The following is a 14,548-nucleotide window of genomic DNA, read 5'->3' as shown; positions in this document are numbered from 1 at the left end:
ACAACTTTTTGAATTTCTGTATACAACAACCCCTTTTTTATACATGCGATGTATAAAAGCAGCCAAAATTTGTATAGGTTAGGTGGTTTTCTGTGTAAAGCACACTGAGTTATGTGCATATTTATTGCTATTAGCAACAGATTGAAAGTTTACAAAAAGAAAACTATTTGCGTTGTCAGATTGTTATCACAGATCAAACCCTGCTGCCTTTTGAGCTTGCGCGGAACCGCTCTGCAAATCTGCGTAGAGTTCTTGACATTGCTTAGGAGACAGTGCCAGCACTCTGTCTAAGGATTCTGCTTTCACGGTTTCAATTCCGTAGTGCGCTCTGAGCCCACGCAGAGAATAGGCTTTGCCTAGCCTGCGGCCAGCGAAGGCAGCACCGTCGATCCCAAAGCTAATGCCGACTTTCTGCGACCCTTCTTCCCTGAATTGAACTGATATCTCGGGGTACCTTACTCGTAGGCTAAGCACGAACCTCTCTATAGAAATCCCCTGCTCTATGCAGTCATCTAGCGCGTTCCAAAGCTTTTCCTTTGGTAATACCTCTCCGGTCCTGGCCTTCTGTCGGTACTCGCCAGTAGTCAGGTGCTTCTTTCGCTGTGCTGCGCGTTCCCTTGAGGTGAGAAGCTGAAACCTTTGTGCTAGCTGCTCTTCTAGAGTCCGAATTCGGTATCTCTCAAAACTGTTATTAACCCAGCTTCCATCATAAGCAACGGTACTGGCTACCAGATGCCAATGCTTCTGCTCCGCATCATGGTGCTCTACACCGAAGTAGGGGCACATGCCATGCCCTAGCTCTGAAAGCATCATTTCTGAGATTGCCGCTATCTGCGATCGCCCCACCTGCTTAGCCTCTTTCGGGTGCAGGCTAACTGAGTAGTGCGCGACGATCTTCTCTACATTGGGATTGAGCTTAGCCAGTAGATGAAGGTTATGTGCTAGCTGCTCTGTAGTGCTTCCAGGCATTGTTGAGCAAAGAATAACAGGGCTAACAACACCGGACCTCTCTATCTGGCTTCTTTCTGGTTCTTTTTGTTTTCTAGGGGCTAAGACATATCGACAGAGCGCCCCTGGCTCGCGGCCTCTAACTACCTTGATTATCATCTTTGCAAATCTTTGCTATCTGGATTCTAGCTTCTTTGATAGAGCTGCCTTCCAGGACATCTTGAGCGATGGCCAGTAGGTTGTTACAGGCAGTCTCGCTCTCAATCAATTGAACCATATAGCTAACCAATTGAACCAGCAGGGCCCGCTCCGGTAAGTCGTTTTGTCCCTGGCGCAAGCCTACCTGTAGAAGGTACTTACTGGTTGTGAGGCCCTTCGCTTCGGCGATCGCCTGAATACGCTGCTTCTCTTCGTCGTTGCAGTAGACTTTGATAGTTTTCATAATGTAGGCCCACTCGCCACATCTTGCTATTTCTTTTCTGGGATGTAAGAGACTGTATACGGATCAAGGATAAGACTGTATACGGATCGAGGATGAGACTTTATACAGATTGAGGCTAAGACTGTATACGGATCGAGGATGAGATTAAATAAAAGATTTTATACACTATCTCCTAACTGTGCTATAAGAAATTTATGAGTGAGATTCACGAATGACAGACAAGATTCTTCAGTTAGACTTTGACAAAAGTTCTTGTGAGGAAATCATTAAAGATCTTATGCCTACGATCGATCATCATCGATCTAAAGGCAAAACTCTACCTGCTATCTATGCCGCTCTCTGTAAGAAGCGTTTGCTTTCTATAGACGATTCTTCTCAAATGGCGATTGCTACTTTCAGAAAGTGGTATTACAAATATCGGCAATCAGACAGTGTTTCTTCTAAAAAAATAAGGAAGGTTATCAAGACATCCGTAATTGAAGAAGAGAAAGACTCTGACCTATCGGTGCAGTTATTCACTTCGAGTAATATCAGCGATGGTGAAAGGTCAAAATCTACGCCCGATGAAAAGTCTGAAGAATCATCAGTAGAAACTGAGAAAGGCTTCAAACGATTAGAGCTAGGTGGAACTTTGGAAGAGCAATTTGAGATCGGTTCAATGTATTTTCGTCAGTAGTAAGGGGTTGAATTTAGATGGCTATCCAGATTCATTTTGTTACAGGGAGTAAGGGTAATGTAGGGAAGACCGCTTGGTCGGAAGCTATTGTTGCTTACTATAGGAAGAAGAAGAAGAGCCTATCTTTAATAGATGGCGATAAAGAGGTGCCTGCTTTGAGCAAAACGTGCTCTACTAATCAGATTGCCTTCTCAGATGATCCAGGGCTATCTACTCAACCTGATGCAATTATTAAGCTTGCCTATGCCGAGAGTAAAAAAAGAAAAGGTTCGGATGTATTGGTTGACTTACCTGCTGGTGGAGATACCTCGTTAAATAATTGGATGGATGGATCTGGTGTCGCTAGGTTAAGCGATACCTACGGATTCAGCCTTATTAAGTGGTGGGTCAGTGACTCAGATATAGATTCAATTCAGTTGTTTAAAGAAAGCGCTGAAAGATACCCTGCTATTCGTCATATTTTCTTGAAGAACATGGGGAAGAGTCGGAAAGAGCAGTGGAAAGCTTTCGATAGTGACAATGATCTAAGGACACTTTTGGATAAGTGCAACGGTGCTGTGTTAGACATTCCTCGTGTAGAGCCAGTCATCATTGACTGGCTTCGAGCCAATAAAATCCCATTGACTGATGTTGTAGAAGATAAGAATTTCCAAATTGCCGATATTGCGGCCCACGTTCGTATTGATACGTGGGTGACGTTAACCGAAGACTTAATATCTTCCGTGATGTCATCAGCTTCGGTAGACAGTAGCTCCGAAAACAAAGGTAGTAAAGAGCAAGAAGTCGTTGCTGCGAAGTAGATGGAAAATACGAAATTAGCCAATGCGATCGCCCACCTGTCTGAACAGATAGGAGAGCTGCGTATGGACCAGGCCCAGCAAAATAGATCTGTTGAGCAGGTCTTAAAGACATGGCACAAATCGAATCTACGGTTGATGGAGGTTCTTCAGACAAAGATGGAGGATTCGGCTGGTTCGAGCGAGCACCAGAGGACATTGGCCGAATATCTACTCGCATCAGTGCAGCGCAGCGAAGAGCTGACGAGTTCGACGCTGGAACTACGCTTCTCCTTGGAAAGCTTGAAGAGGTACTTGGAAGAGGAGCAGTCTCCGCAGGTTCTACAGCTGGCAAAGAACACAGAGATACTGAAGGATTCCTCGACGAGTTTGAGTCAGTTCGTGACCGGGGAGCAGACGCAGCGATCGAAAGCTCTAGAAGAGGGAATGAGATCGCTGATCATCATCATGGAGCAAATACCAGGGATAGAAACAGTGACCGCTCTTCCTCCAAAAAAAGAGAAGGTCCAGAAATTTAGCTGGATAGAGAGCGTAGCACTGAACATTTTTATTCCTATCAGTACTGTTCTATTGCTATTCATAGTTTGGTCTTTTAGCGGCGTAGGAAGTCAGATAAGCCGTGCTGAAGAACGTAGCGTCTGGTCAATCATTAAGCTGGAGAAGATTGAGAACTTCTTCGGTATTGAATAACGCTAGCAATATCAATCACAGTTGAGAGAAGCCCATGACTGATAGACTAGAGAGCCTTCAACGCAAGCAGTCTCAAATTAGAGCGCAGATCCAGCAGATTCAGGCGAAAGAGAGGACAAAAGAAAAGAAAAAACAGACTCGGCGTAAGTTCCTGATTGGAGACGCCATCATGAGCCAGCTAGAGTCAGGCCAATTCTCCCAGGCTGACCTGACTAAACTGATGGATGAGTTCTTAACTAGGCCGAAAGATAGAGACTTATTCGGCCTGGAGACCGAAGTAGATAGTGAAGCGATCGCACTTCCTGAGAAGGCTGCATCAGCTAACTCAAAGAAGACAAAGGCTAGTAGTTCTAAAAGCCCTACAGCATCTACTGCCAAAAAAGCGAAGCGGCGGAGAAGAACTATCCTGGATGCAGACAAAGCAGGATGACTAGTATTTCCTGCTTTGTCGTAGATAGGGAGCTATCCTTTCGCGACTGGTTGGATCTGCTCTCGAATGGAACGGTAGTCGCTAGCCATTGAGCCAACAACCTGCTGAACTTTATAGCCAAATCTTCCGTACATCTCCTCCACCTGCTTGCGAGATGTGTCGAGGAAGGACGGTACGTCAGAACGCAATGAGATGGCGATCGCCACAACTCGGTTACCGATTTTGTAGCGAACCCATAGTGCTTTCGCAGCCTTGCCTGCATTGATAGCAGCTCGACTAGCAAGCCAGGTTAGGTAGCAAATAACGCCTACGAAGACAGTGACGTTGTACAGGAAGCTACGGACCTTCGCCCATTCAACCTGATTGAGAAAAGAAGATACTTTGGGGCGATGTGCGTTGAATTGAGCGCGGACGATAGTGGAAGCTTCGGAGTAAGTCATGGGAATTCCTGTTTATTTTGTACAGTGGTCTGAGTCCCTACTGAATGCAGGGACTGTCGGATTGAGAATGAATCGATGGAGTAGCTAGGCTGCGATCGCCTGCTGATAGAGTTTGATCAAGTCAGACTTCTTCAATGGCCAATCACCTTTTCCTCGTAGCGGGATTTGAAAGGCTGCTCGAAGTCTTGGACATCTTAGATCTACTACTTTCCAGATGCCGAAGTTGATCGGCTCTTCAGTGATTTCGACGGCGACCTGGGAAGCTCCGCTGTTGTCAGCGACAGGTGTTTCCTCAGCGTCGTCGTCTGCGGTTTCGTTGAAATCTAGAGAAGACTGAACTTCTGGCTCTGCTGCGATCGCCTGAGTGTCACTAAGATCGTGACAAGCGACGAAGGCAATGAAGCCACCGAAGAAGCATAGCGCTCCGCCGTAGATTGTTGCTGTGAGAATGAGATTGAGAGCGGCGTCAAATGTTGCGTAAGTCATGAAGTCTCTCCTTGAAGGGGTGGAGGTTTTCCTGAAGCGAGTATTCTCAGAAGCGTTGAAGCGATCGCCTGTAAGAACAACTCTAAGCTATCGGCTAATTGAGAAACTGTCAACAGTTTGCTTGTGATCACAACAGTTTTCTTCTTAGCCTAGTTCTTCGCTGCGGTAGCAGCATCAGAATTTCAGGTAACTTAGTATCTCTATCTACCCTATCTAGACTGTTCAATAAAGAGACTCCCACTGGGGGTGAATCAGTGGGAGTCTCTACATGCGGGCGTCGCACGGCCCTTAGAAGCGTTGTAAAGATCGCCTGTAAGAACAACTCTAAGCTATCGGCTAATCAAGAATCTGTCAACAGTTTCTATAGAGAAAGGCTAAGACCTAATGCCGAAACGAAGATAAGCACCAGTGCGACTAATGCCATCTCTACCAAAGCCTTTTTTGTTAGACGACTTCCCTGAGGGGATGGTGGTAGCAACAACGCCATCGATGCCCCATAGATGTACCATGACAGCAAGATTCCTCCGATCAACCATGCTGATGTGATCGGCATTGTAAACGAAATGGGCTGTTGGAGAGGAGAGATGCTAAATGCACCCCAAATCAGTAGAACTGGTAAGGCACTTATCATCAGTCCTGCAATCAGAGATATGACAGGAAGGTTGATTATCCTTGGCTTTTTGCGTCCGGATTCTGCAAGCGACATAGCGAGTCTTGCTCCTTCAATATCCATAGAGGGATAGATTACTATACTTCCTAGAACAAAAGCCCCTCTCAACTGCTCTGCTATCTCTGTGGCTACTGGCTTTCGTCGGGCGCGAATAATTATCATCTTTGTATCCTAAATCTTCACCTCTACGGAGCGTTAGCGCATTTTCGTATTCTGTGCAGAATACGAAAGCTGCATAGAGATCCACTATGAATTGTTTATCTAATTCGCAATTACGGACTAAGCAAAAAACTCTAGTTGTTTTACTTTCTTTCGGGTAGTTTCTATACCGTTCGCGGTTTCATGACTTTCAAAGGCGCGGACCATCTTCTGATGCTGTTCTTCGTCTAGTATGACATCAGGGTGTGAGTAGTCCTCCGGTAGATCTGCGAACAAATTACCAGTTTCTTCTCTGTAAGCCTGATTGAGCTTCGCTCTTATCTGTATAATTTTGATACCTTGCTCTGTATCGCGGCGGTCTTCGGCGATTTGCATCCACTGGCTAAGCTCTTTGTTTGTTGGTATATATTCTAAAGATTTAGCAGACTGGCTACTCTTTGAAACTGCCTGACGCATTTCCTCATGTGTACTCGGATTGAGAACGACGCTAGGATGCGAGTAGTCTAGAGGCGGCTTGTTCTCTCGGTCTCCAGTGGCTTCGCTATATGCAAGCTTGAGCCCTGTACCAATCTCGATTATCTCACTGACTTTCTTTTCATCGCCTTCACGAACGGCAGTCTCTGCCCAACACAAAAGCTCTCGTCGTGTAGGTGCGTACCCACTGCTTTCTTGATCGCTGATGGGTTCTTCTACGGCTTCATCAATGGCTGCTTCATTGACCTCAGTAGTGACAACATCTAGTACTTGCATTACTGCCGTCTTTCCTGACGATTCAGCAGTGATGTTTGCGGTCACCGCCGTGCCAATTGGCAGATGTATAGATCGCGCGTCGATTGTGCCTAGATGCATCTCATCTCCATCTGAAGTGACTATAGATATTGAAGGAGACGTTTTTTTGATTCCTGCTTTGGTTTGATAAGTGTACTCACTAAATCTGACGGTACACTCCCCATCAGGAATTGCTTGAACAGCTTCCGGTTGATACTGAATGCCCGCGATCTTGATCTCAGGTACGGTTACAACCCGCTCAGCCAATAGGTCGGGAAAGTGCTTTAATCCGAATCCCATAGTGTCGCTTTCTCTCCAGAGCGCGGATAGGTAGGCCGCTCTCTCTTCTTCCGGTATCTGCGCTACTGCTGTTTCAGCATACCTAGAAGCGATCGCCATCAGCTCGTCTGCGTTGTTTTCCTGAGCGTAAGGTGGCTGTATCTTAGCGTGAGGGCTCTCTATGACCAGTGGCTTATGCCAATGTTGAATTCTGCTGTCAAGATTGTGCTCCGCAGCAGATGCTGCTGACACATAGCCTAGTTCTTCAGTACGTTCTTTACCTGCTTTATCTGTGAAGACCAACTGTGCTGGGAATTGGGTTGAGTCAGACTCTGCTTGAACGTTTTTGCTGACCTTTATCGTCCAGTCTGTCTTTTCATTAGCTCGCCAGATAGGAAGAACTGAATCTCTATCCTCAATGCTATGGATGACTAGCTGGCGATTGCTTTTAGTAGTCACTAGCAAGGTTGCCTGTTGATCTTCAGGTCTTCGCTCTTGCAGTCGCTCCTTAGCGACTCTCCAGCTATTGACCAACTGATTGTAGGCAAGAGCCATCTTCAGCGCTCGGCTTTCTTGAGCTGGCGTACAGTCTTTTGGAACCAGGTCTTTAAACGCTTTATTCGGTAATTCTGGAAGTTGCTGCGCATCCTGATATGCTTCGTTGACTGCTTCGGTGGACCAGGCAATTGGTTCTTCGGTGCTAGTCAGGATTGTCTGATTCCCCGTGTAGTTCTGTGGTAGCTTCTGCGTTTCCCTGAGTAGGTCCGGTTTGTGCCGAAGTGCTTTCCCGAAGCGATGGAGCAGCGCGTTGATACCCTCCTGACTCTTTTTACTGTCAACTGCCGCCTGAAGCTGTGCCGCATTCGGTCCATTGACGAAATCCATCACCAGTGCGGAGGCTTGTTGAAGGTTTTCCTTAATCAACACCCTTCTAGCTAGCGGATCTCTCACCTTGTCGATACGCCGTCCAACTTTGCTGATCCATTCCATCCGCTCTCTAAAGCGGTAGGCTTGGAATCCCTGCTCTTTCAACCAGTCATCAGTTGGAATAAACGAAGCCCCGTTCTCAGCCTTGTCCTTCTCTAGTAGCCCAGCATAATGACCAGCGACTTGCTTTAGTAGTCCTGCCTGCTTCTCTTCTGGCGTATACAGCATTTCTGAGGCGAGTGCCTGTAGAACCATACTCAGGTTTGAAACCTCACCAATTTTGTCGGCTGCTACTGCTCTAGCCGCTCTGAACGTTGCCTCTGCACGAGGTTCGTTCTGCTTCCAACTATGCTTAACCTTTTCGCGCTTAGCGATCTGTGGTGGTCTGACCTTCGGATCGTTTTTCTCGATAAATTCTTTGACGACCAGCGGGTAAGCTCCTGGGGCAATACGACTATCTTCTCCCTTCTCCATCGCGTTGATTGTCTTACCAACAAGCGATCGCCACGCCTCGTATTGCTCTTCTGGTTCAAGGTTTTCTACCTTCTTCATTTCTAAGCGAAGCTGTTCTGGTAGATCGTCTACTGTAGGCTCATATCCTTCAATACAGCCGTTTCGGTCCCCATCATAATCGGTGATGAGGACGTTTTCTGCCAGCCAAGGCGGTAGATAGATGACACCTTCTTTGCGTAAAGCTTCTGGATCACCTTCTCCAATAGCATTCTTATTGTTGATGACAATTCCTGCTGCCGTTGCGCTTGGGAAAGGAGAGCGGTACACAGAGAGGATTGCACCGTGATCTAACTGCTTGTTGCAAACTTCCCAGGCTTCAAGCCCGTCATGGTTCTGGGCAATTGCTGATGGAACACGAATACCTTGTAGGGCGTTAAACTTCCATTCGCCCTGTAGATGTCGATTTAGCTCCTTATTTACTTTGCTGAACCCTGTTAACTGATTGAATCGGTCGGCTTCTAGTACCTTTAGCAGCGGATCTGGCCTATCTACGTCCTGTCTGCCGTCTTTTTCCTTTATGTAGTGCTGCTTGAGCTTAATATGATCTGATGCTACCTCTGCGAGTTCTGCTACCTGCCTTTCTACCTGCGGGGTAAGCTCTCTGAGCGTGGCTTCTGGTACGAAGGACTTTACCTGCGCACCGACTGCTTGCTGTCCATATTCTGCAACTTCCTTGCTGTTGATCCATAGCTCGTCAAGTTCTATGATTCCAGGCTGGAATTGCTCACTGTCGCCTTTGATATCGTCTATAGAAACAATGGCATCTACGTTCAGGCGATCGCACCATATGCTAGCAGTCGCGGTTCCTTTTAATACGCCTGGTAAATCTGGCGTGGCCGCTCGAAATTGGGTTACTAAGCGGCTGGCATAATCATCTATTGCCCGCTCTGCGGCGTCTAGAGCTGATTCTAATTGGTCAGCTTCTTGAGTGATGCTAGTAATATCTGCGCTGACGCCAGCTTTTTCAAGCGCCCTTGCCGTAATCTCTTCTCTCTTCTCAGGTGTAATTAAATCTTTGATAGTAGGTTCTGGCAACAGCATCGTACCGTCGCCTATCTTCTTCAAGAGATCGACTCTTTGCTGCCTAGAAGTAGGCCGACCATCTTTATCTAGAAGCGGCTGATCTCCAAATGGCTGTTCCTTGCTGTTGCTGTTAACTATTAAAATTTGGACTCGGCGAGTCGGAGTAGACGATACTACCGTATAGGTTTTCCCGTCCGAGAGCGGCAGACCTCCGTAAGCTACAAAGTTATGCGGAGATTCCCGGTCATCGGCATAGATCGGTGAGATCTCTCTTGATGGGTCACCTTGCGTTATGAGCCGAGCAGTGTCTGGGTCTGTGAAGTATGCATCCTCTCCATTACTAAAGATGAATACTTTGTTATCGACTTCCTCTAAACGCTGTCGATCTACGTCGTCTACGTATTGGGTGATCCTGCCGACGTAGAGCTGAGAATCTACTAACTGATGCTTCTTCAACCAATGCTCTAGGTAGGAATTCTCTACAAGCTTTTCCTGGGGCTGCTGCACCCCTCCTACCGTTGCCTTTAACTCGGCCCCCGTTTTAATGTCTATACGGCTAATTTGCAGCATAAGGACAACCTATTTAATCGGCCATAGTGCTCTAGTCTTAGCGATCATCTCATCAACTTCTTCGTCTGAAAGATACTCGGGTTCAACTGCTGGCTGACTGGCCTTCTCTCGCTCAGTTCTTGCTATGAACTCTTCTGTAGTCTCTAGACCTTCTGAATCCAGGTCGTCGCTCAGAACACCAGATGCCAGTAAGTCTTCAAAGCTCTCACCTTGAGCAAGCAGGTCTGCTGGAGTATCACTACTTTGCCGTAGCGAAGCGAGATGGAAATCTTGTTCGCCGGGTTCTGTGGTAGGAGTTGTTCGTCGTGCGTAGGGCATTGTACTGTCTCTTCTAAACTGTGCCTATCTTATGTGGAAACTTAGGGAGCTGCTACCTTTCTTTTTCGTGTGGTTTTACTACCCTTCTTTTGTATGGACGTAGATAGCGGTTCTGCGGCTGGGCTTTCGCTATCGTTCGTTTCCTCGGCCTTGCTTCCCGAGGTGAGGTTTTCGATATTTTGTGCTCGGACAACTACTCTGCTGCGGTTCTGGTCCCCTTCCTTCCAAGTGTTCTCGATTAGTTTTCCTGAGACAGACACCCGACTGCCCTTCTTGAGATAGGTTGCTATGTAGTCGGCGGTTGGACCCCACGCTTCTACAGGGAAGCGGTGGACTCGTTCTTGAGGTTGTTTGTTCTTGTCCTTGTACCTTTCGTTCACGTAAAGCGTGAATAAAGAGCATGTGGAACCTGATTCAAAGGATCGTTTCTCAGGGTCTGCCCCTAGATAGCCGATAAGCTGGATACTATTCATCGTAGATTTGCCTCTTTCTATTAGATTTCAATGGATAATCTTCAGTCGTTCACAAATGAACAAGGGACTTAGGGCACTGAAGTGACTGCTTCTTTCAATTCTCCGTACGTCCGACTCCACCATCCACTATCTGTCTGAACATAGACAGCATTCTTGTGGCTGGTTTGCCGCCTTGCTTTAGTGTCAGAGCACCGTAACAACTTCTTGTCTTTCCCGTTTTTCTGATAGCTGTATTCCTCCATCGGCTTTTCACAGACCGGACAAGGATGCTCAGTCAGACGTACGTCATTCTGCTTTGCCTGCGAGTCTTTTGCCCGAGGTGACTCCCACTGCTTGCTATATTTTGAGTAGAACAGCACAACATTCTCGCAGCCGTTTGTGCATTTGAGAAAATATTTCTTCTGAACTTTCTGGCTAGGTACTTTTGCCATTGGTTTCTGGCACTGGGGACAAGGGGTTCTTGATGTGGCAAGCGATCGCCCACTCTTACCGCCAGCTGCTGGCGTACTAGAAACATGCTTTGGAATAATGGCCTCTGCCTGGACTAGGGCTGGAGCAAAGTAGTCGTGGTTCCATCCAGTTAGGTACCGCTGCCAATCTTCCTTTCCTTCAGCAATTCGGTCGAGCGCTTGCTCCATTTGTGCGGTGAACTCTGCTTGTAATAGATCGGGTAGCGCTTCTATCAGGAAGGCATCGACATCTAAACCAAGCGGCGTCGGCGTAAGAGATCCTTTAGCTGCCTCTACATACAGCCGCTGCTTCAGCGTTTTGATTGTCGGTGCATAGGTGCTCGGTCGGCCAATGCCTTTTCTCTCCATTACCTGCACGAGCTTGGGTTCGCTGTATCTCGGCGGTGGCTGCGTCTGCTTCTGCTCATGGGCTGCTCGCTGAGGTGTGACTGATTGCCCTTGCCTTACTTCAGGTAGGGCTGCATCGGTCTTCAAGTTGTTCCAATAGCGGGTGTATCCAGGGAAGACAACCACCTGCCCTTTGGCCTGCCAGCAAACGTCTCCTGACCGGGTGTTGATCTTCGTCTGCTGGATGCGAGCTGGTTTGCACTGCGATGCGATCGCCCGCTTCCAAATCATGACGTACAGCCCGAAAGCATCTGCTGAGAGTTCTACCCTTAGTTCCTGTGATGGTTTATAGAGGTCAGTGGGCCTGATAGCTTCGTGTGCATCCTGCGCCCCTTTAGCTTTACGCTGCTTGGCGACTGTCTTCGGCACGTTGTCTGGGTCATTACTCTCTAACCACCGCCGCGCCTGCTGACAGAACTCAGGGCTCAGCGCGACGCTGTCTGTACGCATATAGGTGATCAGGCCAGCTTCGTAGAGAGACTGGGCTACTTTCATCGTCTGTTCAGGGCTAAAGCGTAGTCTGGACCCAGCGGCTTGCTGTAGTGCGGAGGTGATGAATGGCGCGGGCGGCTTGCGGTTCTTCGTCTTGCCCTCGATGTTGGTTACGGTATGGGATTGCTGCTGCGCGATCTCGACTAGCTGATTGGCAGCTACTTCGGTTGTGACCCTAGTTGATTCTGGCGTAGACGATTCACCAGGGCTCGCCGCGTCGTCATGACCGTCTCCTTCTTCTGTCTCAGTAGCAGTTCCCTGGTAGTAAGCTCTGAAGCCTTCAGCGTAGTCAACGAATACGCTCCAATAGTCCTGCGGTACAAATGCCTGAATTGCTCTTTCCCTATCGCAGAGGATGTGGAGTGCTGCGCTTTGTACCCTACCCATGCTCTTAGCGCCGTTCTGAAGCTGCCACAGCAGCGGTGAACCTCGGTATCCGACCAGCTTGTCCAGGACGCTCCGACAGAGGCCAGAATGAACCATATCGAGGTTAATGGTACGCGGTTGTGCGATCGCCGCTCTTACCGCGCTTGGCGTAATCTCGCTATAGACGACACGCTGAGGGTCTCTCAGATTTAGGGCTTCTTTCAGATGCCATGCAATTGTCTCACCCTCGCGGTCGGGGTCGGTAGCTAGAACAACGGTTTTGACTTGGCGTACAGCAGCTCTTAAATCTTTGATTACCTTTGCCCCTCGTTTGCCTCTTGAGACAAATCGACAGTCTATGGTGGTGTTGCCTAAATCGAATCCTAGAGAGTTGTCTCCATCACTTGCAAGTTCTCGAACGTGACCGACACTGGCTTTGACTAGCCAGTCGGAGCCGAGTATCTTCGACAACTTTTTGATTTTTCCAGGACTCTCTACGATTAATAGCTTGGACGGCATGAGAAAACTACGCAGCGTACAATTTGTCCTAAGTATATGTTGCACCTGCTTCTCTGAAGAAAAAAACGTCTTTTAGGCGCTAGGAAATTACAATTCTTTGTGAATGTTGTATACCCATGACACATCTTTTCTCTGTTGATGTGTATACCTGTTTGATTTATGTGAGTAGTTGGTATTTAGCCGGGGTGCGATCGCTTGTAGAACAAGAAAAAATACCCCTGAGATATCTCAGGGGTATCGGGAGGAGCAAGGCTATTTATTTTGCCCACAGGTCAGTTGTTTGCCTGATCGAGGACCACCGCCCTTGCGAGACGATGAGATGATCTAGCATTGGAATGTCCATGTTCTTGGAACACTCCAGTAGGTGCCTCGTTAGTTCAATATCCTCTTTGCTCGGATCTAGAGAGCCAGAGGGGTGGTTGTGAGCGACGACGAATCTTGTCCCTCCTGTCCTCAGCACTCTAGAGAAGATATCTCTAGGATGAGCTATGGTTTCTGTTGCGGTTCCCACAGATAGAACTGCACTGGACAGTATACGGTGTTTTGTATCAAGCGTTAGTACTCCAAACTTCTCGACTGAGCCCCAGCTTATTGGTAGAAAGGCTTGGGCAGCGACGCTAGGGTCATCTACCACTTTTCCTTTGCCATCTTCAGGAAGGTGAAGTTCCTTTGCCAGTGTCCATGCAGCCTTTAAACTGCAAGTCTGTTTTTCTGTTAGCCCTGGTATGTTTGTTTGGCTAAGGAGAACGCGGAGCCGAGCCTTAATGTTATTAGAGGTTGCTGTCTCTCCAGCAATTATTAACTCATCCATTAGCCGTAGGCTAGCTTTCTGCGAGCCTATGATTTCACCGATGAGTTCGGCGAGAGAATTTGTAGTCTGAGCGCTGTAGCCAACTTCGGTATCGCGTACATTCATGACTTGTTTTGGTATAGCTTCAGTCATGCGGAGCGTTAGCTCTAAAAAAGGCTTTGTGGAAAGCCTTGTGGGTGTAGTCGATCGTTTTATTTCCCTAAAGGGAAAAGTCCCTTAGATCGATGTTTATTTTTTGGGATTCTATATAGAATCCCAAAAAGGTTCATTACAATAAATCCTCATTCTTCAGCGCTTCCCTGCGGTAGCAATCGGCTTAGCTTTTGTGCTGAAAAAGGAAAATCCCAGCTCCTCACGTTTAGAGTGCTGGGATCTTCAAGGATTGTGCTCAAAGCACTTTATTCAGATTCCTGATCGACCATCCACTGACCGAAGGAATGGGATACAGGCCATGTACTTCAGTACAGCTTTCTCTTAAATTCTTCATAAAACCAGTTTGCCTGTACTGATACAATTAGTACATGAAAGTTAGATATGAGTATCGAATCTATCCAACAAATCAGCAGATCAGAGGGCTAGCTCAGCTCTTTGGCTGTTGCCGAGTGGTATGGAACGACTCACTAGCGCTGATTAAGTCGATACCAAAGGGAGAAAAATGGCCAAAGAATAGTGATTTGCAAAAGTTAGCGATCACCCAGGCTAAGCAAACACCTGAGCGCGAATGGCTATCACAAGTCAGCAATATCCCACTACAGCAATCTGTCGCAGATCTAGGCGTTGCTTTCAAGAACTTCTTCGACTCTCGCACTGGCAAACGTCAAGGGAGAAGGGTAGGGTTTCCCAGGTTCAAAAAGCGCAGCAATCGGCAAACAGCTCGCTTTCGTAAGGGTGGGT

General features: G+C 47.5%; 15 protein-coding genes. 5 read left to right on the top strand and 10 right to left on the bottom strand.

Going from position 1 to position 14,548, the window contains the following annotated elements; all coding sequences use genetic code 11:
• Window positions 1–186: 186 nt before the first annotated feature.
• Both IQ256_RS18105 and IQ256_RS18100 read right to left on the bottom strand, forming a co-directional pair.
• Window positions 187–969 carry a relaxase/mobilization nuclease domain-containing protein gene (locus tag IQ256_RS18105; protein WP_193856960.1) on the bottom strand — a complete coding sequence of 261 codons (783 nt, stop codon included), beginning with the start codon at window positions 967–969 and terminating at the stop codon, window positions 187–189.
• Window positions 970–1,087: 118 nt separating this feature from the next.
• Window positions 1,088–1,390 (bottom strand): hypothetical protein, encoded by a 303-nt coding sequence (locus IQ256_RS18100; protein ID WP_193856959.1) that lies wholly within the window; start codon window positions 1,388–1,390, stop codon window positions 1,088–1,090.
• Between the two features lie 211 nt (window positions 1,391–1,601).
• Between IQ256_RS18100 and IQ256_RS18095 the strand changes: the two genes are divergently transcribed.
• Genes IQ256_RS18095 through IQ256_RS18080 form a run of 4 tightly spaced genes read left to right on the top strand, consistent with a single transcriptional unit; the run spans window position 1,602 to window position 3,983 of the window.
• Window positions 1,602–2,066 carry a hypothetical protein gene (locus IQ256_RS18095; RefSeq protein ID WP_193856958.1) on the top strand — a complete coding sequence of 155 codons (465 nt, stop codon included), beginning with the start codon at window positions 1,602–1,604 and terminating at the stop codon, window positions 2,064–2,066.
• Window positions 2,067–2,083: 17 nt separating this feature from the next.
• On the top strand, window positions 2,084–2,866 hold the full coding sequence (locus IQ256_RS18090; RefSeq protein WP_193856957.1) for a hypothetical protein: 783 nt from the start codon (window positions 2,084–2,086) through the stop codon (window positions 2,864–2,866).
• A complete protein-coding gene (locus IQ256_RS18085; RefSeq protein WP_193856956.1) occupies window positions 2,867–3,553 on the top strand; it encodes a hypothetical protein in 687 nt (228 codons plus the stop codon).
• Between the two features lie 34 nt (window positions 3,554–3,587).
• Window positions 3,588–3,983 (top strand): hypothetical protein, encoded by a 396-nt coding sequence (locus tag IQ256_RS18080; RefSeq protein ID WP_193856955.1) that lies wholly within the window; start codon window positions 3,588–3,590, stop codon window positions 3,981–3,983.
• A 32-nt stretch (window positions 3,984–4,015) separates the two neighbouring features.
• Here the strand turns inward: IQ256_RS18080 and IQ256_RS18075 are convergent, their stop codons facing one another.
• The 8 genes from IQ256_RS18075 to IQ256_RS18040 form a co-directional block, all read right to left on the bottom strand.
• Entirely contained in the window at window positions 4,016–4,423 is a 408-nt protein-coding gene (locus IQ256_RS18075; protein WP_193856954.1) for a hypothetical protein, read from the bottom strand.
• An 84-nt stretch (window positions 4,424–4,507) separates the two neighbouring features.
• Window positions 4,508–4,909, bottom strand: a complete 402-nt coding sequence (locus tag IQ256_RS18070; protein ID WP_193856953.1) for a hypothetical protein — start codon at window positions 4,907–4,909, stop codon at window positions 4,508–4,510.
• A 361-nt stretch (window positions 4,910–5,270) separates the two neighbouring features.
• Window positions 5,271–5,642 carry a hypothetical protein gene (locus tag IQ256_RS18065; RefSeq protein ID WP_193856952.1) on the bottom strand — a complete coding sequence of 124 codons (372 nt, stop codon included), beginning with the start codon at window positions 5,640–5,642 and terminating at the stop codon, window positions 5,271–5,273.
• Between the two features lie 216 nt (window positions 5,643–5,858).
• On the bottom strand, window positions 5,859–9,818 hold the full coding sequence (locus IQ256_RS18060; RefSeq protein WP_193856951.1) for a hypothetical protein: 3,960 nt from the start codon (window positions 9,816–9,818) through the stop codon (window positions 5,859–5,861).
• Between the two features lie 9 nt (window positions 9,819–9,827).
• Window positions 9,828–10,136: a hypothetical protein gene (locus IQ256_RS18055; RefSeq protein ID WP_193856950.1), complete on the bottom strand. Its 309-nt coding sequence runs from the start codon at window positions 10,134–10,136 to the stop codon at window positions 9,828–9,830.
• 41 nt (window positions 10,137–10,177) lie between these two features.
• Window positions 10,178–10,609 carry a single-stranded DNA-binding protein gene (locus tag IQ256_RS18050; protein WP_193856949.1) on the bottom strand — a complete coding sequence of 144 codons (432 nt, stop codon included), beginning with the start codon at window positions 10,607–10,609 and terminating at the stop codon, window positions 10,178–10,180.
• Between the two features lie 68 nt (window positions 10,610–10,677).
• Window positions 10,678–12,843, bottom strand: a complete 2,166-nt coding sequence (gene topA / locus IQ256_RS18045) for a type I DNA topoisomerase (RefSeq protein WP_193856948.1) — start codon at window positions 12,841–12,843, stop codon at window positions 10,678–10,680.
• A 256-nt stretch (window positions 12,844–13,099) separates the two neighbouring features.
• On the bottom strand, window positions 13,100–13,786 hold the full coding sequence (locus tag IQ256_RS18040; protein ID WP_193856947.1) for a RadC family protein: 687 nt from the start codon (window positions 13,784–13,786) through the stop codon (window positions 13,100–13,102).
• Window positions 13,787–14,175: 389 nt separating this feature from the next.
• Between IQ256_RS18040 and IQ256_RS18035 the strand changes: the two genes are divergently transcribed.
• A partial coding sequence (locus tag IQ256_RS18035; RefSeq protein ID WP_193856946.1) for a helix-turn-helix domain-containing protein occupies window positions 14,176–14,548 on the top strand: 373 nt, incomplete at its 3' end.

It is taken from the genome of cf. Phormidesmis sp. LEGE 11477, from assembly GCF_015207105.1.
Taxonomy (GTDB): Bacteria; Cyanobacteriota; Cyanobacteriia; order Phormidesmidales; family Phormidesmidaceae; genus Phormidesmis.
This window is presented reverse-complemented; position numbering and strand designations above follow the sequence as displayed.